Source organism: Streptomyces sp. HmicA12 (assembly GCF_000373565.1).
GTDB lineage: Bacteria > Actinomycetota > Actinomycetes > Streptomycetales > Streptomycetaceae > Streptomyces.
Genome location: NZ_KB891842.1, coordinates 120,819 through 143,990, shown reverse-complemented (window position 1 = coordinate 143,990; position 23,172 = coordinate 120,819). Strand labels below are relative to the sequence as shown.

Here is a 23,172-nt window from a genome sequence, read left to right as displayed (position 1 = left end):
AACTGCGCTGAACAGCCCGGGGGGGCCATGAGTAGGACACGTGACACGCACGTCACAGACGTCACGCATCCGGCTGTGTTGTCGACGTCATCGACGTCATCGACGGCGCACGGGGTCGAGGGCCAGCCCGACTGCTGGACCCGCGCCGCCGAGATGGCCGTGCGGCACCGGGCGCTGCTGCCCCAGCGCGGCGAGCGCGTCGCCGTCGTCGGATCCGGTGCCTCCTTCTCGATGGCCCAGGCCTACGCGGCGCGCCGCGAGGCGGACGGGCACGGCGAGACGGACGCGTTCAGCGCGTCGGCGTTCCTGTACGGCCGCGAGTACGACCGCATCGTGGCCCTCACCCGCACCGGCACGGCGCCGGCGATGCTGCGCCTGCTCGGCAAGGTGCACGACAACGTGCCCAGCGTCGCGATCACCGCGTCGCCCGACGCCCCCGGCATCGCCGACCACACCCTGCGTCTCGACTTCGCCGACGAACCGCGGGCGGCGGTGGCCACCCGGTTCCCCACCACCGCGCTGGCGCTGCTCCGCGCCCACCTCGGCGAGAACCTGGACGACGCCACCGACGACGCGTACGAGGCGATCGAGGAGACCCTGCCGTCGGTCCTGCTCGGGGCGAGCCGGTTCACGTTCCTCGGCTCCGGCTGGACGTACGGCATCGCGGAGGCCGCGGCCCAGTTGATGCGGGACAACGCGGGGACCTGGGCGCAGGCGTACCAGGAGCTGGAGTACCGCCCGCGGCCCGCCGCCGAGCAGCAGGTGACGTGGGTGTTCGGGGACGTTCCCGACCGGCTCACCGAGGCGGTGCGCGAGAGCGGCGGCACCCTCATCGCCTCCGCACGCGATCCGCTCGCCGAGCTGGTGCGGGTGCAGCGGCTGGCGATGGCGGCACTCGGCCGGGCGGCGGCCTGACGTCCGACCCTCCGACACCGAAGCGGAACGCCAGCCGCGTCCGCCCCTCGGGCACGTCGAACGCGAGCCGCAGGAGGTGCACGGTGTCGGGAGCGCCGTCGTGGTCGGTGACGTGCTCTTCCTCGGTGTGCACGGTGCAGCCGTCGGGCAGGACGAGCCGGGCCCACGCCGCGGCGCCCCGCCACGTCACTGAGCCCTCGACCGGTTCGGGCCGCAGCCGACTGACGAAGACCTCCTCCAGCGTCATCGGGCGCTCCGTCTCCACCTCGTCGACGAGCAGCAGCTCCCCCGCGTCCGACCGGCCCGCGCGGCGCCAGGAGAAGCCGCGGCGCAAGGCCGTCAGGCCGTCCACCTCGTAGGCCCGGGTGAGGTCGAGCGTCAGGTCGACGCCCTGCGGCAGCGGTTCCTGGTGCAGCACCCGCGCGGCGTGGGCGCTGCCCGCGGACTGCTCGCGGGAGTCGACGCGGGGAACGGAGTGCCCGCGGGAGGAGGTGTGCAGGTACGCGTAACGGGTGGCGTCGTCGAAGTACCCCTTGCGGTACTCGCCGCCGCCCAGGTCCGCGAGGAGCACCTCGCCGGCGGCGGCCAGGACGAACTGGCCGAGGTCGTTGTGGTTGTGCGGCTCTCCGTTGTGCCCGCCCTTGGCCGCGAAGGCGACGCCCGCTCCCCGGTCGACCGTCCAGGCCAGGTCGGGAAGGAAGGTGGTGGCGGGTTCGGGTTCGGGGTCGCTCACGGGTGCGGGGCCCCGGTCCGGTGTGCCCCGGCGCAGGGTCCTGGAGATGTCGCCCCAGTCCCGCGACGCCAGCGCACCGGCCTCGACGGCTTCCTCGGGGAGGCGCACACCGAGCCGATCCGAGAGCAGGCCCGCGAGGCCGACGGGCACGCGGGGTCTTTCGTCGGCGTCCGAGAAGGCGGGGAAGAGCCCACCGCCCAGGTGCACGGCCGAGGGGAACCGGGCGACGGCCGCCACTTTGGGATGCGCCAGCAGATCCTCGCCGGTCGCCTCCCTCAGCCCTTCGGCGAAGTAGACGAAGTGCGCGAACCCGAACACCCAGTAGCCCACTCCCTCCGCGCAGCCGCCGTCGTCCCCGAAGCCACTGAGGTACGTGAGTTGGGCGGCGCGGCAGCGGTCGAGGACGCGGGTCAGCCGTGGCCCCGGTTCCCACAGGGCCAGGGCCGCGAGCCCCGCGGCGCCGCCGCACACGGCGGCCCAGTTGTGCGCCCAGTCCTCCCACAGGAGCGGCCGTTCGTCGTCCGCGAGGAGGCGGAGCACGCGGTGGTCCACCTGGGCACGCACCCGGTCGGCGACGCGCCGGTCGAGCCGCTCGCCGCAGAACCGCACCGTCTCGGCGAGCAGTTGCGCGGTGAGCGCGGCGAACAGGTCGAGACACTGGTCCATGCCCCGGCCGAAGCGGGTGGCGTGCATCTCGTGGGCGGGCAGCGCCCAGGTGTACTCGCCGCAGACCTCCCACAACGCGTCGGCCAGGGCGTCGAGTTGGGCGTCCGGGTCGATCAGGGCCTCGGCGGCCAGCGCGGTCACGTGCGCGCGGCGCCGGAAGTACAGCTCCTCGTAGGCCAGACGGTCCCCGTCGTCGTCGAAGCGACGGTACGCGGAGAAGGGCAGGGCGGGCATGGGCTCGCCGCGCGCGGCGTCGGCCGCCGCGCGGATCTCGGCCACCTGGTCGGTCAACTCAGCTGCCTCCTTAGACTGTTGGGCGTACGGCGACGGGCCCGAGGGTGTCGGCGACATCGCGCCTCCCCTCTCGTACGACGCTGCTGCCGGACTGCGCGCGATCATCCATGGTCGCCATCACCTGGCAGTTGCGCCACACCACGAACAGCGCGCATCCCGGAAGCACCGCGAGCCCCAGCAGCGGCGCCTGGTTGACGAGGAGGAGCGCCACGGCGCCCAGCACCAGGTTCATCAGGGCGAGCAGCCCGTGCCGGACCACCGCGTACGGCGCCAGCAGGAACAGCCGCCGCTCCACCGGCCCTCCCCCGGCCACCCGGGCGAGCGCGACCGGCCAGGCGGCGACCGCCACCACCGCGACCACCACCGCCATCGGCACAACGGCCGCCCCCAGAGCGGACGTTCGCAGGGTCACGACGTCCGCGACGGCCGCGATCACGAGCAGCACGAAGGGGGCCGAGACCAGCACGGCCCGCCGGAACAGCCGCCGGCAGGCCGAGACGAACAGTCGTACCGACGCCTGCTCGTCCGCGACCTCCGACGACGTGCCGAGGGACGACGAACCGAGATACGCGAACGCGGCCGCGATCGACGGTCCGGGCAGCACCATCAGCAGCAGCCCGAACAGGAGCGGGTGGCGCCACGGCTGATGGGTCAGTTGCAGGGCGGCGAACAGGGGCAGGTTCGCCACCGCCATCCCGAGATTGACGACCAGGACGCGGTGGACGTGCGACCAGATCAACTCCCATGAACCGTAGGCCACGTTGAGCCGCGGGCGCCGACGTGCCTCCATCGATCCCATCCCCTCAGCCCTTCACACCCGTGGTCGCGATGCCCCGTACGAAGTAGCGCTGGCCGAGCAGGAACACCGCGAGGACCGGGACCACGGAGAGCACCGAGCCCGTCATGATCATCGCCGACTCGGCGTCGTACTGGCCGATGAAGGCGCGCAGGCCCAACTGCACGGTCCACAGGCGGTTGTCCGTGAGGTAGATGAACGGGCCCATGTAGTCGTTCCACGTGTTCACGAACGTCAGCAGCGCGAGGCTGGCGAGGGCCGGCTTGGACAGCGGGAGCACGATCCGTGCCCAGATGCCGTACTCGGTGAGGCCGTCGAGGCGAGCCGCCTCGCTGATCTCGTCCGGGATCGTCAGATAGAACTGCCGCATCAGGAAGACACCGAACGCGCCGAAGGCCTGCAGCAGGATCAGTGACGTGTACGAGTTCACGAGGCCGAGCTTCTGCATGATCACGTACTGCGGCACCATGTACGCCTGCCACGGCACCGCGATCGTCGCGATGTAGCCGGTGAACAGCAGGTCCCGGCCGGGGAAGCGCATCTTGGCGAAGCCGTACGCCGCGAAGCTGCCGGTGAGGACCTGGAGGAACGTGATCACGACGCTGAGGAAGAACGAGTTGCCGAGGTAGGCGGCGAACGGCACCCGCGTCCAGATGCTGGAGAAGTTGCTCCACCGGAACTCGTCGGGGATCCACTGGATCGGCACCGTGAACACGTCACGGTCGTCCTTGACCGACGAGATCAGCATCCAGAGGAACGGCAGCAGGACCGCTACCGCCACCACGGCGAGCAGGACGTACAGGGCGATCCGTGCGGCGACCGCCCGCGCGCCGCCGCTCTTGCGGTCCGGGGCCGGGGCGTCGGCGGGAGCCGGGCCGGCGGCCGCCTCGGCGTCCTTGTGCAGCACGGTGGTGTTCATCGCTCGCTCCTTCGCTGCATCTGGAACTGGATCACGGTGATCACCAGACAGATCAGGAAGAGCGCGAGGGAGACCGCCGAGGCGTAGCCGAAGCGGCCCTGCGTGATGCCCTCACGGAAGATCAGCTGGGACAGGACGAGGGTGGACCGTCCGGGACCGCCCTCGGTCATGACCTGCACCAGGTCGAAGACCTTGAAGCTGGAGACCGTGATCATGACGGTGACGAAGAAGGTGGTGGGCCGCAGCCCCGGCAGGGTGACGTGCCAGAACCGCTGCCAGGGGCCCGCGCCGTCCATGCGGGCCGCCTCGTACAGCTCGGCCGGGACGGTCTGCAGTCCGGCGAGGAACAGGACCATGTAGTAGCCCATGTCCCGCCAGACGCTCGCGAGGATCAGCGCGGGCATCGCCCAGTCCTGGGAGCTGGTCCAGCCCGGCGGGTGGTCGACGCCGAGGAACGACAGGAACTGGTTGACCGGGCCCGCCTCGGGGCTCAGCAGCATGTTCCAGACCACGGCGACGGCGACGAGCGAGGTGATGTACGGGAAGAAGAACGCGGTCCGCAGGACGCGCACGCCGCGCAGCTTCTGGTTGAGCAGCACGGCGAGGCCGAGCGAGACCACGAGGGTGAGCGGGATGTGACCGGCCGCGTAGTAGAAGGTGTTCTGCAGGGCGGCCCAGAAGTTCGAGTCGTTCCACAGCCGCTGGAAGTTGGCCAGGCCCACCCACTTCGGGGTGGAGTAGGAGTCCCAGTCGGTGAAGGAGATCGCGAGCGCGCCGATCACGGGGACGAGGGTGAGGGCGGCGAACCCCAGGAAGTTGGGGAGGATGAACGACCAGCCGATGAGGGTGGTCCGGCGCCGCCGGCGCTTCACGGCGGCCCGGTGGGCCGCGGAAGCGCCGACAGGCGTGTCCTGCTGGGTGGGCGGGGCGGCGACACTCACTGGACTTCGTCCTTCACGCGGTCGTCCATCTCCTTGATGCCCGCGTCGACCGACTTCTCGCCGCTCATGATCATCTCGTGTTCCTCCTTGAGGATCTGGTCGATGTCGGAGGACTTGTCGCTGACCGGCATCTCCAGCTGCACCTTGGCCGGCTGCATCGCCTTGCGGGACACCTCGTCGGACGGCATCCCGTCGACGGAGAAGAAGGTGTCGAGGATCTTTCCGCTGGTGTAGGCGGGCGTGACGCCGATCTTCGCGATGGCGGCGGCGCCGTCGGGGCCCGAGGCCCAGGTGACGAACTTCTTGGCGGCGTCCGCGTTGCGGGCCTTCTTGTTGACGGCGAACGCGGTCGGCGAACCGAAGGTGACGGCCTTGCCGTCGTTCTTGACCTGCGGCATCGGCGCCATGCCCCACTTGACGTCGTTCTTGCCCTGCTTCGCCTCGGCGAGCAGCGCCGCCGCCCACCACGACCCCATCGGGACCATCGCGGCCTTGCCGGTGGTCAGCTGGGAGTCGTACGTGATCTGGTTGCTGGAGGCGGTGGCGAACGGCAGCGTCGCCTTCGACTTCTGCAGGTCGAGGGCCATCTCGTACTGGTCCTTGAAGAACGCGTAGTCGCCGCCGAGCTGGTCGCCGCCGGTCTGCGCGGAGGAGATCGCCTGGACGACGGAGCGCCAGGTGTGCAGGTAGGTGCCGTAGACCTTGTCGGCGCCGGAGCCCTTGGTGAACTTCTTGGCGAGCTTCGCGTAGTCGTCCCAGGTCAGCTTGGACATGTCGGTCTTGCCGACCATGGCCTTGTTGTAGAAGAGCACCCAGAAGTCCGAGCGGTACGGCAGCGCGTAGTACTTGCCGTCGAGGTCGTAGTCGCTGAGACCGGAGTACGACGCCTTGTCCAGCTTTGACGCCTCGTCGGTCAGCGGCAGGAGCTGGCCGCGGGTGCCGTAGCGGGCGTAGTCGGTGACGTTCTTCATCGTCAGGACGTCGGTGGTGTCACCGCCCGCCAGCATCGTGGTGATCTTGTCCGGGTAGCTGTCGGCGAGGATGTCGACCGGCTGTATGTCGATGTCGGGGTTCGCGGCCTCGAACCCGTCGAAGAGCGCCTTGAACTCGGGCGTCGTCTTGTAGTTCCACAGCGCGACCTTCACGACGGTCTTGCCGCCGGACGACGAGGAGTTGTCCGTACCGCTGGCGTCGCAGGCGGTGGCGGTGAGTGTGGCCGCGACGACCAGCGGCGCGATGCGGGCGAGGTTCTTCTTCAACTTCATGGCGGCGGCTCTCCTTTGAGCTCACGGACGGAGCGGTTGAGGACGGAAGGTGACAGGCGATGTGGGGGGATCGGGCGGGGCGGTTTCAGGCGCTGAGGCCCAGGGCCCAGCTCTCCGCGGTGATCTCGGCCCGCAGCGGCTTGCGGGCGACCCAGCGGGCGAGTTCGTCGAGGACGTGGTCGGTGAGCCGGCCGATCTCGGAGCCCAAGGATCCGGCGATGTGCGGCGTGATCATGACGCGGGCGACGCTGCGCAACGGCGAGTCGGCGGGCAGCGGTTCGGGGTCGGTGACGTCGAGGATCGCGAAGAGCCGGCGGGCGGCGCACTCGGCGGCCAGCGCGTCGGGGTCGACGAGCGAGCCGCGCGCGGTGTTGATGACCGTGGCGAAGTCGGGGAGCAGCTTCAGCTGTTCGGCGCCGATGAGGTGATGCGTCTCGGCCAGCTCGGGGGCGTGCACGGACAGCACGTGCACGCGCGGCAGCATCTCCTCCAGCGGTACGAGCGTCGCCCCGGCGCGGGCCACCTCGTCCGGGTCCGCGTACGGGTCGGCGACCAGGCAGGTGGTGCCGCGCAGCACCTTGAGCAGTTCGACGACCTGCCGCCCGATCCGCGAGAAGCCGACGATGCCGACGGTCCGCCGGAAGTTGGACAGGTCGCCGTAGCCGGTGACCGAGCCCCAGCCGCCGTAGGCACGCTGCTCGTCGGCGGCGAGGAACGGGGCCTTCTTCCCGGCGAAGATGATCGCGGCGAGGGTGTATTCGGCCACCGGTACGGCGTTGGCGTCGGCGGCGCTGGTCACGCGGATCCCGCGCCGCCACACCTCCTGGCCGATCAGGTCGCGCACACTGCCGGCGCCGTGCAGCACCGCCCGCAGCCGGGGCGCCGCCGCGAGCCGCTGCGGGGTGAGGGCGGGTGCGCCCCAGGACGTGAGCAGCACTTCGGCACGGGCCAGGCGTTCACGGGACCGGGCGCTGTCGAGGTCGTCCGTCCAGCAGGGCTCGTCCAGGGTCACGAGGTCGGCGAGGCGGCGCAGCCGGTCCTGGTCGAAGTGTGCCTCGAAGCTGGACCTGCTCATCACGAGCAGAGCTCGGGCCTTGGTCTGCATGCGGTGCGGGCTCCTCTGCCTCCGGGCACCCGCTGGCGCGGCGGGTGCCATTCGTGTTTCCGGCGAGTTCCAGCCAGAAGACGCTGAGTCAGAGATAGTGGTCGCCCACACAGACCCACCAGAGCTCGATCACGTAAGAAACGACCTGAACAGATTCGAACATCCCGCTGGGGCGAGGGCCGGGCGGGACCGGGAGGGGACGCGCCATGGAATCCGCTGGAGAAGACAGACCGACGGGAGGGGACCCGCTCTTCGCCCTGCAACGCCGTGAACGCCTGATGGATCACCTGCGGCTGCACGGCGCCGTTCGCGTTCGCGATCTCGCTCAGGACCTGTCGGTCAGCGAGCTGACGATCCGGCGCGACATCGCGGCTCTGGCCGATCGCGGCCTGCTGACCCGTGTGCACGGCGGGGCGACGCTTCCCTCGCCCCTGGAGCAGGAGCCGGTGCGCAGGAGGCGCATGGCGACGCCCGCGTTCACGATCGGGATGGTCGTTCCTTCGCTCGACTTCTACTGGCCGCACATCGTGAGTGGCGTCCGCAACGCCGCGGCGGCGCACGGGGTCAACGTCCAGCTGCGGGGATCCAGTTACGACCAGGCGGAGGACCGGCGCCAGATCGTCCGGCTGACCGAGTCGGGCCGGGTCCAGGGGCTGCTGCTCGCCCCGAACCTGGAGGGCCCCGGCATGCACGAGATGATCGACTGGATCGGCAAACTGCCGGTGCCGGTGGTCTTCGTGGAGCGCCAGACGCCCGAGTGGACGCCGACGCCGCACCAGCTCGAATGGGTGCGCAGCGACCACGCGACGGGCCTGGAGATGGCGGTCCGGCATCTGCACTCGCTCGGCCACCGCAACATCGGGCTCGTGCTGTCCAAGGGCAGCCCCACCTCCGCCCATCTCGCCGTGGGCTGGCATCGCGCCTGCGCCGAGCTCGGGCTGCCCGACGACTTCCTGATACGCGAGAGCGTCGCCCTCGACGTGCCGGGGCACCGCCGGATCATCGCCGACATCCTCGAGGGCTGCCGCCGCTCCCGCATCACCGCACTCATCGTGCACAGCGATCCCGACGCGCTCTCGATCGTCCAGTACCTGACCGAGCAGGGCATCCGCGTCCCGGACGACCTGGCGCTCGTCAGCTACGACGACGAGGTCGCGCACCTCGCCGATCCGGCGATCACGGCCGTGCGGCCGCCGAAGGCGCTCGTGGGCCGTACGGCCGTGGAGATGATGGTGGCGCGCCTCCTGGAGGGCAGTCGTCGCCCCGCCCAACGGGCTCTGATCCTGCCGGAGTTGATGATCCGCTCGTCGTCGCTCCCGGCCGCGCCGCCGCCGCTGCCGGCACCCGCGCCCCGGCGCCGCGAAGCGGTCTGAGCGACCCCGGCGGTGTGACCTCCGGGGCCGCCCTTCGTGCTCGTCGCTCCTACCGCGCGTCGGCGTCCGCTCGCACCAACTGCCCGTACGCCGCCCGCAGCCGGTCCGCGACCTGCTGAACACCCTCGGTGTCCAGCCCCTTCTGCCCATCGAGGGCGGCCCGCGCGGCGGCGAGCGAGCGGGCGAACAGGGGCCAGGACTCGGCGGTGCTGTCGCCCTTGTCCGGCGTCCCGACCTCGGTCAGGGCGCTGCGGATCGGGGCCGTGTCGACCACGCCGCCGACCCGGTCACCCGGTGCGGTGTCGAAGGCGTCGAGGACGAGTTTGCCGGACTTCAGGACGAACCGTGCCTCGTGCTTGCCGTCCGGCAGACCGCGCAGCGCGTACGTGGCGAGCCGCTTGTCGGAGACGGCGGTCTTCGCGTCCTTGGCGACGAGTTCACCGTCCACGTACACATCGACGACGGCGCTGCCGTCGTTGCCGCCGATGACATCGAGGCCCGTGCCGCGGAACGGGACGGTGAAGGACGCGCCGGCCGTCGTGCTCGTCGACGTCGACCGGTACCAGTCCATGGCGTCGCCGTTGGACGCCTTCCTGCTCCAGGTGCCCTCGTACGTCACCGCGCTGTCCATGTTGTCCGTCTGTGCGGTGGAGTACGGCGCGTACCCGGCGACCTTCTCGACCTTCAGGTTGTCGAAGCCCGTCTTGTGGAAGTCGCTGCCCAGCTTGACGCGCCCGGCCGTCTCCGGGGTCGGATCCTCGTACGTGGCGACGGACTCGCCGTCGACGAGGGCGGTGACGGTCGCGCCCTTCGCCTCGACGGCCAGCCGGTAGTGGTCGGCGGCCGCGACCTTGCCCTGTGCGCGGGCGGTGCCGTACTCGTAGAACGTCCAGCCGCCGTCCGGTCCGATCCGCAGGTTGTAGGCGGCGTCGCTGATCGCCATGCCCTTCTGCTGGCGCACGCCGAGCGCGGCGAGACCGCCGTCCGGGTCCGGGAACGAGACGTCGACGGACGCCTTGTAGTTCTCCCAACGGAAGTCGCCGACCGTGGTGTTGGGCGTGTTCTTGTTCCAGGCGGCGGTGTCCTTCATGGAGGGGTCCATGTACTGGTACAGCACGCCGTCGCCGACCTCCCACGCGCCGGTCTGGTCGACCATGTAGCGGGGCTGGTTGCCGCGCGAGGCGAGATAGGGCCGGTACGACGTCCCGACCCGGACCCTGCCCTCTTCCGCGTACCCGAAGTCGTCCGCGTACAGGTACGTGTCATGGGTGTCGCGCCGCTTGCCACCCCGGTCGGTGTCGAGGACGGCGCGCTCACCGGACTCGGGCAGCCGCCGCTTCGTGGCCGCGTCACTGCTCTTGTCGAGCGTCGTCAGCGTGGTGACGGACCGCGGCTTCACCGTGTACGTGTACACGCCGTCGCCGTCGGGCCGGAACTGCGCGGCGAGGTGCTTGAAGTCGGCGTCGTACCGCTGCCCGGCGTCGGCGGCGCGGGTCTCCCACGCCTCCATGGTCGTATCGCGACCGAGGCTGAGCCCCTCGGCCTTGATCCGATAAGTCTTCGGCTGATCACTGTCGTTGACGACGACGGTCGAGAAGTCCTTCTTGGCGGGATCCGCGAGCGTCATGTAACTCGGAGCGCCGTTGGAACCGTCGAGATTCTCGGTGCCGCTCACACCGCTGTAACTGGCCTCGGGAACGGTGCGCCAAATACCCGCGGTATTCGTGTCGTTCTCCCAGCCGGTCTTCGCGAACTGGGTGAAGTGCTGCATCACATAGAGCGCCGCGTCGTAATGCAGATATCCCGACCAGGGGTCGCGCGCGCTGACGAGTTCCTTGTGACTGTACTGAGCACCCTCGTAGAACGACCCGATGGCCGGCTGGAAAATATAATGCGTGCGCTTGGAGTTCGCATAGCTCTTGACGACACGGTTGGCGATGTCCAGAGCACTCTGCACACCACCGATCCCCGTACTCGCCCCGCCCGGCCCCTCGGTGTTGTTCACGCGATAGTCGGTGAACCCGAACGACCCGGTCCCCTCGCTGTACCAGACCTCCTTGTCCTGCCCGTACTTGTTCTCCCCGGTCGCCAGCTTCGTGTACGGCAGATACGTGTCGGCGTCGGCGGCACCGTCGCGCCGGTCCTCGGTCGTGTAGTGGTAGCCGGTCGCGTCGACGATCCCGAAGAGATCGGCGTCGCTGAGCATGTTCGGCCCCATGTTGAGGGTGTTGTTCTCGTCGGAGGCAACGATCTTGATGCGATGGTAGGCAGCCGCCACCTTTTCCTGCTCCCGCGCGGGAATCCCGTAGCGAGCGTCCGAGAAATCCGTGTCGCTGACGATGGCGTTCTTGTACCACTTGATGAACGACACGTCAGGCGACCGTGTCTCGTTCTTGTCGGGGTTCACATAGTCGACCATGTACCCGTACTTCTGGTACACGTCGAGAATGGTCTCCTTGTACCACCGGTACATCTCATCGGTGCCGGTCCCCTTGTTCCATTCCTGCTGCACCCACTGGGGCATCTCCCACCGCAGAACGGAGACCTTGAGCCGCGGATTGACCGTCTTGGCGTCGGCGGCGAGCTGGAAACCGGGGGAACGGGACGCGTCCGCGATCTCGCTCGCCGTCCGCATGGTCGCCGGGTCGGCACCGGTGGAGGTGTTGGTGTCCGAACCCATCTCCACCTTGACGTGATTGATGAGGGGGTTCGGGCCGCCGAACATGGTCCGGATGAGCTGCCAGTACCGCTCGGGGTGCTCGGCCTTGTAGTCCATCAACAGGTTGCTCGTACTGTTGCAGCTGAGAATGCCGAGGCCTTTGTATGTCAGGCCGTTGACGTTGTCGGCTCGTATGTCGTCACCGTCGACCACGATGTTGACGGGGTCGGTCGCGTCGGCATGGGTGGGCGGCGCGGAGATCATTCCCGCCCCCAGCGTGACGGCGGCCGCCGCGAGCACGGCCCACCTCGGTCTCCCCAGCGCACGCATCTTCGTCTCTGAACGCATCCAGCATCGATTCCTCTGCCTCGTGTGCCTCGTCCTGGCTCAGGCGCGGGAACATGACACAACGACGCGGTTCGGAACCTCTACGGATCACCCGCACCCGACCGCAGTCGTTCGGACCCGAACATGGGCGGGTCGCGGCTCTGGCGCGGGCCAACGCAAAAAGTGCCGGTCGAGACGAATCTCAACCGGCACTCTTCGGTATCCCGTGCATCACGGGGCGGTGTCCGAGGGGGGACTTGAACCCCCACGCCCGATAAAGGGCACTAGCACCTCAAGCTAGCGCGTCTGCCATTCCGCCACCCGGACAAGGTGTGCGCCGCCTTCGTGCGGGGTGTTCCCGCGGCGACGTGGATAACCATATCAAGCTTTCAGGGCGCCTCTCACCTGCATAAACGCCCCCGAACGGGCTGCCGTCGGGGGCTACGCAGAAGTGCCGGTCGGAAGGGTTTCCGACCGGCACTCTGTGATTACGCTCTGTGTCCGAGGGGGGACTTGAACCCCCACGCCCGATAAAGGGCACTAGCACCTCAAGCTAGCGCGTCTGCCATTCCGCCACCCGGACCAGGTGTCTGTGCCGTCGCGAGTGATCCCCGCGGCGACACGGACAACAATACCAAGGTTTCGGGGTGGCTTTCACCTGCGTATCCGCGCTCTCGCGGAGCGCCCGGGGTCAGCTCTTGGCGGGGCCGATGTTCCCGACGCCCTTGGGGTTCAGGTGGGCGATGTGGCCGCTCTCCGTGCCCGCCGACGGGTCGATGACACAGTCGATCAGCGCCGGGCCGCCGGACTCCAGGGCCTCGGTGAGGGCCGCGGTCACCTCGGCAGGGGTGGTCGCGCGGTAGCCCTTGCCGCCGAAGGCCTCGATCATGCGGTCGTGGCGGGCCGCCGTCATGAGCGCGGTCGGGGCAGGGTCGTCGGGGCGGCCACTGGCCTCGTCGCCGCGGTAGACGCCGCCGTTGTTCATGATCACGGTGACGACGGGCAGGTTGTAGCGGCAGATCGTCTCCAGTTCCATGCCGGAGAAGCCGAAGGCGCTGTCGCCCTCCACCGCGACCACCGGCTGGCCCGTCTCCACCGCCGCCGCGATCGCGTAGCCCATGCCGATGCCCATGACGCCCCAGGTCCCGCTGTCCAGGCGGTGCCGCGGGACGGACATGTCGATCACGTTGCGTGCCATGTCGAGGGCGTTCGCACCCTCGTTGACCAGGTACGTCTCCGGGCGCGGGCGCAACACGTCGCGCACCGCCCTCAGCGCGCCCATGAACTGCATCGGGTGCGGGTCGGCCTCCAGCCGCTTGGCCATCTTGGCGACGTTCTGGGCCGAGCGGGCCGCGAGCTCCTCCTTCCAGGCCGCCGGCGCCGCGATCTGGCCGGGCTTGGAGCGCTCGGCGATCGCGTCCAGGACCGACTCGATGTCGCCGACCAGCGGGGCGGCGATGGGCTGGTTGCTGTCCATCTCCCTGGGCTCGATGTCGACCTGGATGAACTTGGCGTCGGGGTTCCAGCCGCGCTCGCCGTGGTTCAACAACCAGTTCAGGCGGGCGCCGACCAGCATCACCACGTCGGCCCGCTTGAGCGCGAGGGAGCGGGCCGTCGCCGCGGACTGCGGATGGTCGTCGGGGAGCAGGCCCTTCGCCATCGACATCGGTACGTAGGGAATGCCCGTGGACTCGATGAAGTCGCGGAGCTTGGCGTCGGTCTGCGCGTACGCCGCACCCTTGCCGAGGAGGACGAGGGGGCGCTCGGCCGAGGCGAGCAGCTCGATCGCGCGGTCCACCGACTCGGGCGCGGGCAGCTGGCGCGGGGCCGGGTCGACCAGGCGGCTCAGCGTCTTCGCGCCCTCCGCCTTGTCCATGATGGAGCCGAGGACCGCGGCGGGGATGTCCAGGTAGACGCCACCGGGGCGGCCGGAGATCGCCGTGCGCAGAGCCCGGGCGATGCCGCGGCCGATGTCCTCGACGCGGCTGACCCGGTAGGCGGCCTTGACGAACGGCTGGGCCGCGGCGAGCTGGTCCATCTCCTCGTAGTCGCCCTGCTTGAGGTCGACGAGGTGGCGCTCGCTGGAGCCGGAGATCTGGACCATGGGGAAACAGTTGGTGGTGGCGTTGGCGAGGGCCACCAGGCCGTTGAGGAAACCGGGGGCCGAGACCGTCAGGCAGATGCCCGGCTTCTTGGTGAGGTAGCCGGCGATCGCGGCGGCGTGCCCGGCGTTTGACTCGTGGCGGAAGCCCACGTAACGGATGCCCTCGGCCTGCGCGAGGCGGGCCAGGTCGGTGATCGGGATGCCGACCACGCCGTAGATGGTCTCGATGTCGTTCATCTTCAGCGCGTCGACGACGAGGTGGTATCCGTCGGTGGGCTCGGCCGGCACGTTCGCTGCGGCCGCGGTCCCAGCGGTGTTCTCAGCGTTCGAGGGGGCGGTCATGGTCCGGATCCTCCTTGGGCAGGTCCTGCCGGAGCGGCTACTGACCCCACCTTCGACAGCCCCTGGGCCCGCGTCCAAGACCCATCGGCTTCCAGCCGATAAACGGTGTCTATCGACTCGCCTCCGACCCCTGTGGCCTGCGCGGACGTGCTCGATAAGCGGCTGCTATCAGGTGTTCGGCAGTGCGTATTGGACGCGGGACGCGCGGCCTCGCACGCTCGCTGAGTAGCGCTGGGCAGGGAAGGAGGGAGGAGGGGGCATGGCCATGTCGGCCGCGGCATCCGCGCGCGATGTCCACACCTACCGGCCGCCCGCGATCACGGGCCTGGCCGACCTCGTCGACCGGCCGGTGCGGGATCGACCGGACGCTCGCGCGCTCGTCGTCGGTGCGGACCGGCTGCCGCTCTCCTACCGCGACCTCGCCGCCCTCTCCGACCGGGTGGCTTCCGGTCTCCTCGCGGCGGGGCTGCGCCGCGGCGATCTGGTCGGCCTGGTGTCGCGCGACGTCGTCGAGTTCGTGGTCGCCCTGCTGGGCGCCGCGCGTGCCGGGCTCGTCACCGCGCCGCTCGATCCGTCCCTGTCCGACAGTGAACTGGCAGCGCGGACGAGGGAGTTGGGAGCTCGGGCGGTGCTGTGTCGCGGCGACGGTCCTGGGTGGGCGGTACGCGTGGACGTACGGTCCGACGGTACGAGTACGGTCGCGCTGCGCACCGGCGCCCTCGCGCCGAGCCCGGGTCCGGAGCGGGGAATCGTGTCCGACGACGCCCTCGTGCTGTTCACCGCCGGCACGATGGGGCGGGCCCGCCGGGTGCCGCTCACGCACGCCAACGTGGCCGCCTCGGTGCGCGGCATCTGCGCCACGTACGAGCTCGGACCGCGGGACGCGACGGTGGCCGTGATGCCGTTCTTCCACGGGCACGGGCTGTTCGCCACGCTGCTGTCGACGCTGGCGAGCGGAGGCTGCGTGCTGCTGCCCGCCGGCGGGCGCTTCTCGGCGGAGACCCTCTGGGAGGAGCTGCGGGCCGCGGGCGCCACCTGGTTCACCGCTGTGCCGACGCTCCACGAGGCACTGCTCGACCGCTCCGAGACGCAGCATCCGGGGCCGCGTCCGCTGCCGCTGCGCTTCGTCCGCAGTTGCGGCGCGCCACTGAACGCGGCGACGCAGCGCGCCCTGGAACGGATGTTCGGGGCGCCGCTGCTGTCCGCGTACGGGACGACGGAGTCCGCGCATCAGATCTCCAGCGAGCCGCTGCCGCAGCGCGGGCCGCTCAAGCACGGGTCGGTCGGCCGGGCGACCGGGGTGCGGCTGCGCGTCGTCGGCCCGGACGGGCAGGTCTGTCCCGCCGGGGTGCGCGGGGAGGTGTGGGTGCAGGGGCCCACCGTCGCGCGCGGGTACCTCGCCGAACCCACCCTTACAGCGCGGGGGTTCACCGCCGACGGCTGGCTGCGCACCGGCGATCTCGGCTCCCTGGACGAGGAGGGCTATCTGTCGCTCGCGGGGCGGATCGGCAATCTCATCGAGCGCGGGGGCCGGACGCTCTCGCCCGAGTACGTGGAGGACGTGCTCGCCGGGTGCCCGTCCGTCGTCGAGGCGGCCGTGTTCGGGGTGGCCGACGCGGCGGGCGGGCAGCGGGTGGGGGCGGCCGTGGTGGTGCGGGGCGAGGAGTGCGCGGGGCCGGAGGAGATCCTGCGCTACTGCCGCGACCGGCTCGCCGCCTTCGCGGTGCCGGAGCGGATCGTGCTGGTGACGTCGCTGCCGCGGACCGCGCAGGGCGGACTCGACCGGCTCGCGGTGCGGGACCGGTACGCGTGAGGGCGACGGAGCCCGGATCAACGGGCCCGCTCCGGCACCGGCATCGGTTGCTCGAAGACCTCGTCGAGGTTGAGGGCCGTGGCCGCGCTGACGAAGGCGCGGGCCGCGACCGAGCCGGGGGTGCCCGCGTGGATGGCGACCGAGACCTGCGCGCCGGCCGCCGGGTCGACCAGCGGCAGCGCCCGCGCCCTGCCGACCACGGGCATCGCCCGCAGCCAGGTGTGCGGCACGATGCTCGCCCACTCGCCGCCGCCCACATGCGCGTACAGGGAGGCGATCGAGTCGGTCTCGACCTGCGGGGTCACCTCCAGGCCCTTGTCGACGAAGACCTTGTCGACGATCTGCCGGATGCGCATGTCGGGCGTCAGGAGCGCGAGCGGGAGCTGGGCCGCGTCCGCCCAGGTGAGGCTGCCGGTCGTCGACTTGAACTGGTCGACGGTCCTTTCGGAGACCAGCAGCATGTAGCGCTCCTGGTAGAGGGGGACGACCTGGAGGCCCTCCTGGTCGTACGGATCGAAGTGGGCGATGGCGACGTCGAGTTCGAAGTCGCGGAGCTGGCGGTGGAGTTCCTTGGTCGACAGGCGCGAGCGGACCTGCACCTTGGCCAGCGGGTGCGCCGAGCAGAAGGCGGCCACCGGGAGGGCGAGCGTGGTGGACGCCGTGGGGTCGGTGCCCAGGCGCAGGGTCCCGGTGATGCCCGACTGCACGGCGGCCACCTCGGCCTTGAACGCCTCCTGCTCGGCGAGGATCCGCTTCGCCCAGACGACCAGGCGCTCGCCCTCGGCCGTGAGGCCCTGGTAGGTGTGGCCGCGGTTGATGAGGGTGACGTTCAGTTCGCGTTCCAGTTTGGCGATGGCCGCCGAGAGCGCGGGCTGGGAGACGTAGCAGGACTCCGCGGCCCGCGCGAAGTGCCGCTCGCGCGCTACCGCCACGAAGTACTCCAACTGCCTGAACAGCATGTACGACTCCTTTCCCGCGATGAGCCTGCGATGATCCTCGGCGGCCCGCGCCTCACGGGCAAGACCCGCTACGGACCCGCTACGGCACCACCGTGCGGGCCAGCAGGTCGGTGGCGGCGTGCACCGTGCGCAGCGTCGGTGCCTCGGCGCCGGTGATGTCGGCCATCTCCACGACGGCCGTGACGATGGCGTCGAGTTCCAGCTGCTTGCCGGCCTCCAGGTCCTGGAGCATGGACGTCTTGTGGGGGCCGACTCCCTCGGCGCCGCGCAGCCGCTTCTCGATGGAGATGTCGGGGCGGGAGCCGACGCGGGCCGCGATGTCGAGGATCTCCTCCATGACGCGGGTGACCATGGTGCGGGTCGGCGGGTGGCGGCAGATGTCGACCATGGTGGCCCGGGTGAGGGCGCTGATCGGGTTGAAGGCCGCGTTGCCCATCAGCTTGATCCAGATGTCGTCGCGGAGGTTCTCCTCGACCGGGCACTTCAGTCCGCCCGCGATCATGGCCTCGCTCAGTGCCGCGCACCGCTCGGAGAGCTCGCCGCCGGGCTCGCCGACGGAGAATCGGGTGCCTTCCAAGTGCCTTATGACGCCCGGGGATTCGATGACGGTGGCCGGGTACACGACGCAGCCGATGGCGCGCTCCGGGGGCAGTACCTTGCTGGTGGCTCCGCCCGGGTCGACGGCCTCGATGCGGCGCCCCTCGTAGGGCCCCTTCAGCTGGTGGAAGTACCACCAGGGGATGCCGTTCTGTCCGGCGACGACGGCGGTGCGCTCGCCGAGGAGCGGGCTGATCAGGGCGCCGCTGGTGGGGTACGCGTGCGCCTTCAGGCCGAGGAAGACGTAGTCGACCGGGCCGATCTCGTTCGGGTCGTCGGTGGCGTGCGGGTGGGCGGTGAAGTCCCCCCGGGCGCTGAGGACTTGGACTCCGTTCCGCTGGATGGCGCGCAGATGGTCGCGGCGGGCGACGAGGTGGACCTCGGCGCCGCCGCGATGCAGTGCGGCTCCGACATAGGCGCCGATGGCTCCGGCGCCGACAACTGCGATCTTCATCGTGACTCCTCCGGGCATTCGAGGGTGTGGGGAGTTACTGGTGGATCACTGGGGAGTTGCTCGGCAGAACGTGCAGGCTGAAGCCGGTGGGGCGACGCGGTTGCACAGCCGCGTCGCCCCACCTCCTGCGGGAAGCCCTACGGGAAGGTCGTACGGGAAGGTCGTACGGGAAGCTCTTACGGGAGCGTGTCAGCGCATGAGCTTCACTGCCGCCGCGACGAGCGGGTCGAGCCCGTCGGCGCCTTCGTCCACGTACACGTGGAGCCGTTCGCGCATCCGCGGGTCCCAGAACTTGGTGAGGTGGCCCGCGATCACCTCGGCGGCCCGGTCGGCCGGCAGGTGGGCGTGGTGTGCGGCGATGTCGTTGGCCATGCGGAGTTCGGCCGGGACGGCGGTGTGGGTCATCTCAGTCCACCGCCGCGGTGGCGAGTGCGCGCCGTACCTGTACGGCGGTCACCTTGTACTCGGGGCAGTTGGTGGCCCAGTCCGAGTTCTCGGTGGTGACCACGTTCGCCCCGGTGACCGGGTGGTGGAACGTCGTGTAGACGACGCCGGTCGGCATCCGGTCCGAGAGCCGCGCCTTGAGCGTGGTGGTGCCGACGCGGCTGGACAGGGTGACGACGTCGCCGTCGGTGATGCCGCGCTCCTCGGCGTCGTGCGGATGCAGTTCGAGGATGTCCTCGGGGTGCCAGGCGACATTGCCGGTGCGCCGGGTCTGCGCGCCGACGTTGTACTGGCTGAGGATGCGGCCCGTGGTGAGGACCAGCGGGAAGCGTCGGGTGCTGCGTTCGTTGGTCGGCACGTACGAGGTGACGACGAACCGGCCCTTGCCGCGTGTGAAGGCGTCGGTGTGCATGATCGGGGTGCCTTCGGGGGCCTCTTCGTTGCACGGCCACTGGATGCTGCCGAGCTTGTCGATGCGGTCGAAGGAGACTCCGGCGAAGGTCGGCGTGACCTGGGCGATCTCGTCCATGATCTGCGAGGGGTGGTCGTAGGACATGGGATGACCCATCGCGGTCGCGATGTCGCAGACGATCTCCCACTCGTGCTTGCCCGACTTGGGTGCCATCACCTGGCGGACCAGGTTGATGCGGCGCTCGGCGTTGGTGAACGTGCCGTCCTTCTCCAGGAAGGAGGCGCCGGGCAGGAAGACGTGCGCGAATTTCGCGGTCTCGTTGAGGAACAGGTCCTGGACGACGACCAGTTCCATCGCTTCGAGGGCGGCCGTGACGTGCTTGAGGTTCGGGTCGGACTGGGCGATGTCCTCGCCGTGCACGAACAGCCCGCGGAAGCTGCCGTCGATGGCCGCGTCGAACATGTTGGGGATGCGCAGGCCGGGCTCGGCGAGGATCGTGCCGCCCCACAGGTTCTCGAAGACGGAGCGCACCGCGTCGTCCGAGACGTGACGGTAGCCGGGCAGCTCGTGCGGGAAGGAGCCCATGTCGCAGGAGCCCTGTACGTTGTTCTGCCCGCGCAGCGGGTTGACGCCGACTCCGTCGCGGCCGATGTTGCCGCAGGCCATCGCCAGGTTGGCCATCCCCATGACCATGGTCGAGCCCTGGCTGTGCTCGGTGACGCCGAGGCCGTAGTAGATGGCGCCGTTGGGCGCCGACGCGTAGAGGCGTGCGGCGGCGCGGAGTTCGGCGGCCGGGACGCCGGTGATCTCCTCGGTGGCCTCGGGGCTGTTCTCCGGCCGGCCCACGAACGCGGCCCATTCGTCGTAGCCCTCGCAGCGCTGCGCGACGAACGCCTTGTCCACCAGGTCCTCGGTGACGACGACGTGCGCCATCGCGTTGACCACGGCCACGTTGGTGCTGGGCCGCAGCTGGAGGTGGTGGCTCGCCTCGATGTGCGGGGAGCGCACCAGGTCGATGCGGCGCGGGTCGACCACGATGAGGCGGGCGCCCTCGCGCAGGCGGCGCTTCATCCGGGAGGCGAACACCGGGTGGCCGTCGGTGGGGTTGGCGCCGATGACGACGATGACGTCGGCCTCGGCGACCGAGCGGAAGTCCTGGGTGCCGGCCGATTCGCCGAAGGTCTGCTTGAGCCCGTAGCCGGTGGGCGAGTGGCAGACGCGGGCGCAGGTGTCGATGTTGTTGTTGCCGAAGGCGGCGCGGACCATCTTCTGGACGACGTACACCTCTTCGTTGGTGCACCGCGAGGAGGAGATGGCGCCGATGGCGCCCTTTCCGTGCCGGTCCTGGATCTCGCGCATGCGGCGGGCGACGGTGCCGATGGCCTCGTCCCACTCGACCTCGCGCCACGGGTCGGTGGTCTTCTCCCGGACCATGGGCTTGAGCCGGCGGTCGGGGTGGGTGGCGTAGCCGAAGGCGAAGCGGCCCTTCACGCAGGAGTGGCCCTCGTTGGCTCCGCCGTCCTTGTACGGGACCATGCGGACGATCTCGTCGCCGCGCAGCTCGGCCTTGAAGGAGCAGCCGACACCGCAGTACGCGCATGTGGTGACGACCGAGCGGGTCGGCATGCCGAGGTCGACGACCGAGCGTTCCTGGAGCGTGGAGGTCGGGCAGGCCTGGACGCAGGCGCCGCAGGAGACGCACTCGGAGTCCATGAAGGACTCCCCCGCGCCCGCCGCCACCTTCGACTCGAAGCCCCGGCCCTCGATGGTGAGCGCGAAGGTGCCCTGCACCTCGCCGCAGGCCCGCACGCAGCGCGAGCAGGCGATGCACTTGGACGGGTCGAAGTCGAAGTAGGGGTTCGAGGTGTCCTTCTCGGCTTCCAGGTGGTTCTCGCCCTCGTAGCCGTAGCGGACCTGGCGCAGTCCCACCACGCCCGCCATGTCCTGCAGTTCGCAGTCGCCGTTGGCGGGGCAGGTCAGGCAGTCGAGGGGGTGGTCGGAGATGTAGAGCTCCATGACGCCCTGGCGCAGCTTCTCGACCTTGGGGGTCTGGGTGCGCACGGACATGCCGTCGGAGCAGGGCGTGGTGCAGGAGGCGGGGGTGCCGCGGCGGCCGTCGATCTCCACGACGCACAGGCGGCAGGAGCCGAACGCCTCCAGGCTGTCGGTGGCGCACAGCTTGGGTATGTCGACGCCCGCCTGGGCGGCGGCGCGCATCACCGAGGTGCCCTCGGGCACGGTCACCGGCATGCCGTCGATCTCCACGGAGACGGTGGCCGGTCCTGGGCGCTCGGGTGTGCCGAAGTCGGGTTCCTTGAGGAGCGTCATGCCGTGCCCTCCGTCCGTGCGGTCACGGAAGTGTTGACGGGGTGGATGTCGAGCAGCTTGCGGCCGCCGAGGAAGTCGTCGGGGAAGTGGGCGAGCGCGCTGCGCACCGGCATGGGGGTCAGTCCGCCCATCGCGCACAGCGAGCCGTCGGTCATCAGGTCGCAGAGGTCTTCGAGGAGTGCCAGGTTCTCGTCCCGGTGGGTGCCCGCCACGATCCGGTCGATGACCTCGACGCCGCGGACGGCGCCGACGCGGCAAGGGGTGCACTTGCCGCAGGACTCCTCGGCGCAGAACTCCATCGCGAAGCGGGCCTGCGCGGCCATGTCCACGGAGTCGTCGAAGACCACGACACCGCCGTGCCCGAGCATCGCGCCGGCCTCGGCGAACGCCTCGTAGTCCATCGGCAGGTCGAACTGCTCGACCGGGAGGTACGCGCCGAGCGGCCCGCCCACCTGGACGGTGCGGACCGGGCGGCCGCTGAGGGTGCCGCCTCCGTAGTCCTCGATCAGCTCGCGCAGGGTGATGCCGAAGGCGGTCTCGACGATGCCGCCGCGCTTGATGTTGCCGCCGAGCTGGAAGACCTGGGTGCCGCGGGAGCGGCCGACGCCGAGATCCTGGTACGCCTTCGGTCCGTCGGCGAGGACGACGGGGACGGTCGTGAGGGTCAGGACGTTGTTCACGACGGTCGGCCTGCCGAAGAGGCCCTCGATCGCGGGGATCGGCGGTTTCGCGCGGACCATGCCGCGCTTGCCCTCCAGGCTCTCCAGCATGGAGGTCTCCTCGCCGCAGATGTACGCGCCCGCGCCGACCCGGACCTTCAGGTCGAAGTCGAGCGACGAGCCGAGGATGCCCTTGCCGAGCCAGCCCTGGGCGTGCGCGATCTCGATGGCCGCGTTCATCGTGGCGACGGCGTCGGGGTACTCCGAGCGGAGGTAGATGTAGCCCTCGCGCGCGCCGACCGCGTGCGCGGCGATGGCCATGCCCTCGATGAGCAGGAACGGGTCGCCCTCCATGACCATGCGGTCGGCGAAGGTGCCGCTGTCGCCCTCGTCCGCGTTGCAGCACACGAACTTGAGGTCGTCCCCCTCGGCCGGGCAGTCGAGCACCGTCTTCCATTTGATGCCGGCCGGGAATCCGGCGCCGCCTCGGCCGCGCAGTCCGGACTCGGTGACCTGGGCGACGACGTCGGCGGGGTCGAGCGCGAGGGCGGCGCGCAGTCCGCGCAGGCCACCGTGGGCGACGTAGTCCTCGGGCGAGAGCGGGTCGATGACGCCGACGCGGGCGAAGGTGACCCTGTTCTGCCGTGCCAGCCAGGGGAGTTGGTCCATGAGGCCGAGCCGCAGGGGGTGTTCGCCGCCGTTGAGCATCCCGGCGGCGAGCAGTCCGGGCACGTCGTCGGGGGTCACCGGGCCGTAGCCGATGCGGCCCTGCTCGGTGACGACCTCGACGAGGGGTTCGAGCCAGAGGGCGCCGCGCGATCCGTTGCGTACGACCTCGATGCCGAAGTTGTCGAACTCGTCCTGCCACCCTGCCTGTTGGAGCGCGGTGGCGACTTCGTCGGCGCCCACCGAGCGGGCGGCGGAGTCGCGCGGAACGTACACGAGGGTCGGGTTCGCGCTGAGAGGGTTCGCGCTGGTGGGGTTCGCGTCGGTGGCGTTCGCGTCAGCGGGGTTCGCACTGGTGGGGTTCGCGTTGGTGGGGTTCGCGTTGGTGGGGTTCTGCATCG

Annotated in this window: 16 protein-coding genes and 2 tRNA genes; 3 read left to right on the top strand and 15 right to left on the bottom strand. The window is 70.2% G+C overall.

The annotated features are described in order from the left end of the window. Positions 1-75: 75 nt before the first annotated feature. The gene (locus B072_RS44735) at positions 76-915 is read left to right on the top strand and encodes an SIS domain-containing protein (protein WP_086020436.1); all 840 of its coding nucleotides are present in this window, start codon (positions 76-78) and stop codon (positions 913-915) included. Here B072_RS44735 and B072_RS44730 read toward each other — a convergent pair. The 6 genes from B072_RS44730 to B072_RS0133555 form a co-directional block, all read right to left on the bottom strand. Continuing rightward, positions 830-2,605 (bottom strand): heparinase II/III domain-containing protein, encoded by a 1,776-nt coding sequence (locus B072_RS44730; RefSeq protein ID WP_018534363.1) that lies wholly within the window; start codon positions 2,603-2,605, stop codon positions 830-832. The two genes, B072_RS44735 and B072_RS44730, sit on opposite strands and share 86 nt — an antisense overlap. Positions 2,606-2,618: 13 nt before the next feature. Continuing rightward, the gene (locus tag B072_RS0133575) at positions 2,619-3,398 is read right to left on the bottom strand and encodes a hypothetical protein (protein WP_199791120.1); all 780 of its coding nucleotides are present in this window, start codon (positions 3,396-3,398) and stop codon (positions 2,619-2,621) included. A 13-nt stretch (positions 3,399-3,411) separates the two neighbouring features. Further along, complete coding sequence (locus B072_RS0133570) at positions 3,412-4,323, bottom strand: carbohydrate ABC transporter permease (RefSeq protein WP_018534361.1); 912 nt, start codon at positions 4,321-4,323, stop codon at positions 3,412-3,414. After that, positions 4,320-5,264 (bottom strand): carbohydrate ABC transporter permease, encoded by a 945-nt coding sequence (locus tag B072_RS0133565; RefSeq protein ID WP_018534360.1) that lies wholly within the window; start codon positions 5,262-5,264, stop codon positions 4,320-4,322. Before B072_RS0133565 ends, B072_RS0133570 begins: the two co-directional genes overlap by 4 nt. Continuing rightward, positions 5,261-6,529: an ABC transporter substrate-binding protein gene (locus B072_RS0133560; protein WP_018534359.1), complete on the bottom strand. Its 1,269-nt coding sequence runs from the start codon at positions 6,527-6,529 to the stop codon at positions 5,261-5,263. The genes B072_RS0133565 and B072_RS0133560 overlap by 4 nt, the downstream gene beginning before the upstream one ends. Before the next feature lie 85 nt (positions 6,530-6,614). Next, complete coding sequence (locus B072_RS0133555) at positions 6,615-7,634, bottom strand: hydroxyacid dehydrogenase (RefSeq protein WP_018534358.1); 1,020 nt, start codon at positions 7,632-7,634, stop codon at positions 6,615-6,617. A 206-nt stretch (positions 7,635-7,840) separates the two neighbouring features. Here B072_RS0133555 and B072_RS0133550 point away from each other — a divergent pair, with 206 nt between their 5' ends. Continuing rightward, positions 7,841-9,007 carry a substrate-binding domain-containing protein gene (locus B072_RS0133550; protein ID WP_043245251.1) on the top strand — a complete coding sequence of 389 codons (1,167 nt, stop codon included), beginning with the start codon at positions 7,841-7,843 and terminating at the stop codon, positions 9,005-9,007. A gap of 49 nt (positions 9,008-9,056) precedes the next feature. Here the strand turns inward: B072_RS0133550 and B072_RS0133545 are convergent, their stop codons facing one another. The 4 genes from B072_RS0133545 to oxc form a co-directional block, all read right to left on the bottom strand. Next, positions 9,057-12,014 carry a GH59 galactosidase gene (locus B072_RS0133545; RefSeq protein ID WP_234018973.1) on the bottom strand — a complete coding sequence of 986 codons (2,958 nt, stop codon included), beginning with the start codon at positions 12,012-12,014 and terminating at the stop codon, positions 9,057-9,059. A gap of 221 nt (positions 12,015-12,235) precedes the next feature. Continuing rightward, positions 12,236-12,320 (bottom strand) — tRNA-Leu (locus B072_RS0133540). A gap of 171 nt (positions 12,321-12,491) precedes the next feature. Beyond that, a tRNA-Leu gene (locus B072_RS0133535) sits at positions 12,492-12,576 on the bottom strand. 108 nt (positions 12,577-12,684) lie between these two features. Beyond that, positions 12,685-14,439, bottom strand: a complete 1,755-nt coding sequence (gene oxc / locus B072_RS0133530; RefSeq protein WP_018534355.1) for an oxalyl-CoA decarboxylase — start codon at positions 14,437-14,439, stop codon at positions 12,685-12,687. A 259-nt stretch (positions 14,440-14,698) separates the two neighbouring features. Between oxc and B072_RS0133525 the strand changes: the two genes are divergently transcribed. Then, the gene (locus B072_RS0133525) at positions 14,699-16,252 is read left to right on the top strand and encodes a FadD7 family fatty acid--CoA ligase (RefSeq protein WP_018534354.1); all 1,554 of its coding nucleotides are present in this window, start codon (positions 14,699-14,701) and stop codon (positions 16,250-16,252) included. 17 nt (positions 16,253-16,269) lie between these two features. Here the strand turns inward: B072_RS0133525 and B072_RS0133520 are convergent, their stop codons facing one another. From B072_RS0133520 to B072_RS0133500, 5 genes are all read right to left on the bottom strand, one after another. Further along, on the bottom strand, positions 16,270-17,211 hold the full coding sequence (locus tag B072_RS0133520) for a LysR family transcriptional regulator (protein ID WP_018534353.1): 942 nt from the start codon (positions 17,209-17,211) through the stop codon (positions 16,270-16,272). Between the two features lie 79 nt (positions 17,212-17,290). Next, entirely contained in the window at positions 17,291-18,262 is a 972-nt protein-coding gene (locus B072_RS0133515; protein WP_018534352.1) for a 2-dehydropantoate 2-reductase, read from the bottom strand. Between the two features lie 189 nt (positions 18,263-18,451). Beyond that, a complete protein-coding gene (locus B072_RS0133510; protein ID WP_018534351.1) occupies positions 18,452-18,667 on the bottom strand; it encodes a formate dehydrogenase subunit delta in 216 nt (71 codons plus the stop codon). A 1-nt stretch (position 18,668) separates the two neighbouring features. Further along, positions 18,669-21,446 carry a formate dehydrogenase subunit alpha gene (gene fdhF, locus B072_RS44725; RefSeq protein WP_018534350.1) on the bottom strand — a complete coding sequence of 926 codons (2,778 nt, stop codon included), beginning with the start codon at positions 21,444-21,446 and terminating at the stop codon, positions 18,669-18,671. Then, entirely contained in the window at positions 21,443-23,170 is a 1,728-nt protein-coding gene (locus tag B072_RS0133500; RefSeq protein ID WP_078506669.1) for a formate dehydrogenase beta subunit, read from the bottom strand. Before B072_RS0133500 ends, fdhF begins: the two co-directional genes overlap by 4 nt. Between the last annotated feature and the right edge of the window lie 2 nt (positions 23,171-23,172).

Bases quoted from the DNA above. Each gene is read 5' to 3' on its own strand.
- B072_RS0133570 (WP_018534361.1), bottom strand. From the start codon at position 4,323: ATGAACACCACCGTGCTGCACAAGGACGCCGAGGCGGCCGCCGGCCCG.
- B072_RS0133520 (WP_018534353.1), bottom strand. From the start codon at position 17,211: ATGCTGTTCAGGCAGTTGGAGTACTTCGTGGCGGTAGCGCGCGAGCGG.
- B072_RS0133510 (WP_018534351.1), bottom strand. From the start codon at position 18,667: ATGACCCACACCGCCGTCCCGGCCGAACTCCGCATGGCCAACGACATC.
- fdhF (WP_018534350.1), bottom strand. From the start codon at position 21,446: ATGACGCTCCTCAAGGAACCCGACTTCGGCACACCCGAGCGCCCAGGA.
- B072_RS0133500 (WP_078506669.1), bottom strand. From the start codon at position 23,170: ATGCAGAACCCCACCAACGCGAACCCCACCAACGCGAACCCCACCAGT.
- B072_RS0133560 (WP_018534359.1), bottom strand. From the start codon at position 6,529: ATGAAGTTGAAGAAGAACCTCGCCCGCATCGCGCCGCTGGTCGTCGCG.
- B072_RS0133575 (WP_199791120.1), bottom strand. From the start codon at position 3,398: ATGGAGGCACGTCGGCGCCCGCGGCTCAACGTGGCCTACGGTTCATGG.
- B072_RS0133515 (WP_018534352.1), bottom strand. From the start codon at position 18,262: ATGAAGATCGCAGTTGTCGGCGCCGGAGCCATCGGCGCCTATGTCGGA.
- oxc (WP_018534355.1), bottom strand. From the start codon at position 14,439: ATGACCGCCCCCTCGAACGCTGAGAACACCGCTGGGACCGCGGCCGCA.
- B072_RS0133525 (WP_018534354.1), top strand. From the start codon at position 14,699: ATGGCCATGTCGGCCGCGGCATCCGCGCGCGATGTCCACACCTACCGG.
- B072_RS0133550 (WP_043245251.1), top strand. From the start codon at position 7,841: ATGGAATCCGCTGGAGAAGACAGACCGACGGGAGGGGACCCGCTCTTC.
- B072_RS0133555 (WP_018534358.1), bottom strand. From the start codon at position 7,634: ATGCAGACCAAGGCCCGAGCTCTGCTCGTGATGAGCAGGTCCAGCTTC.
- B072_RS0133545 (WP_234018973.1), bottom strand. From the start codon at position 12,014: ATGCGTTCAGAGACGAAGATGCGTGCGCTGGGGAGACCGAGGTGGGCC.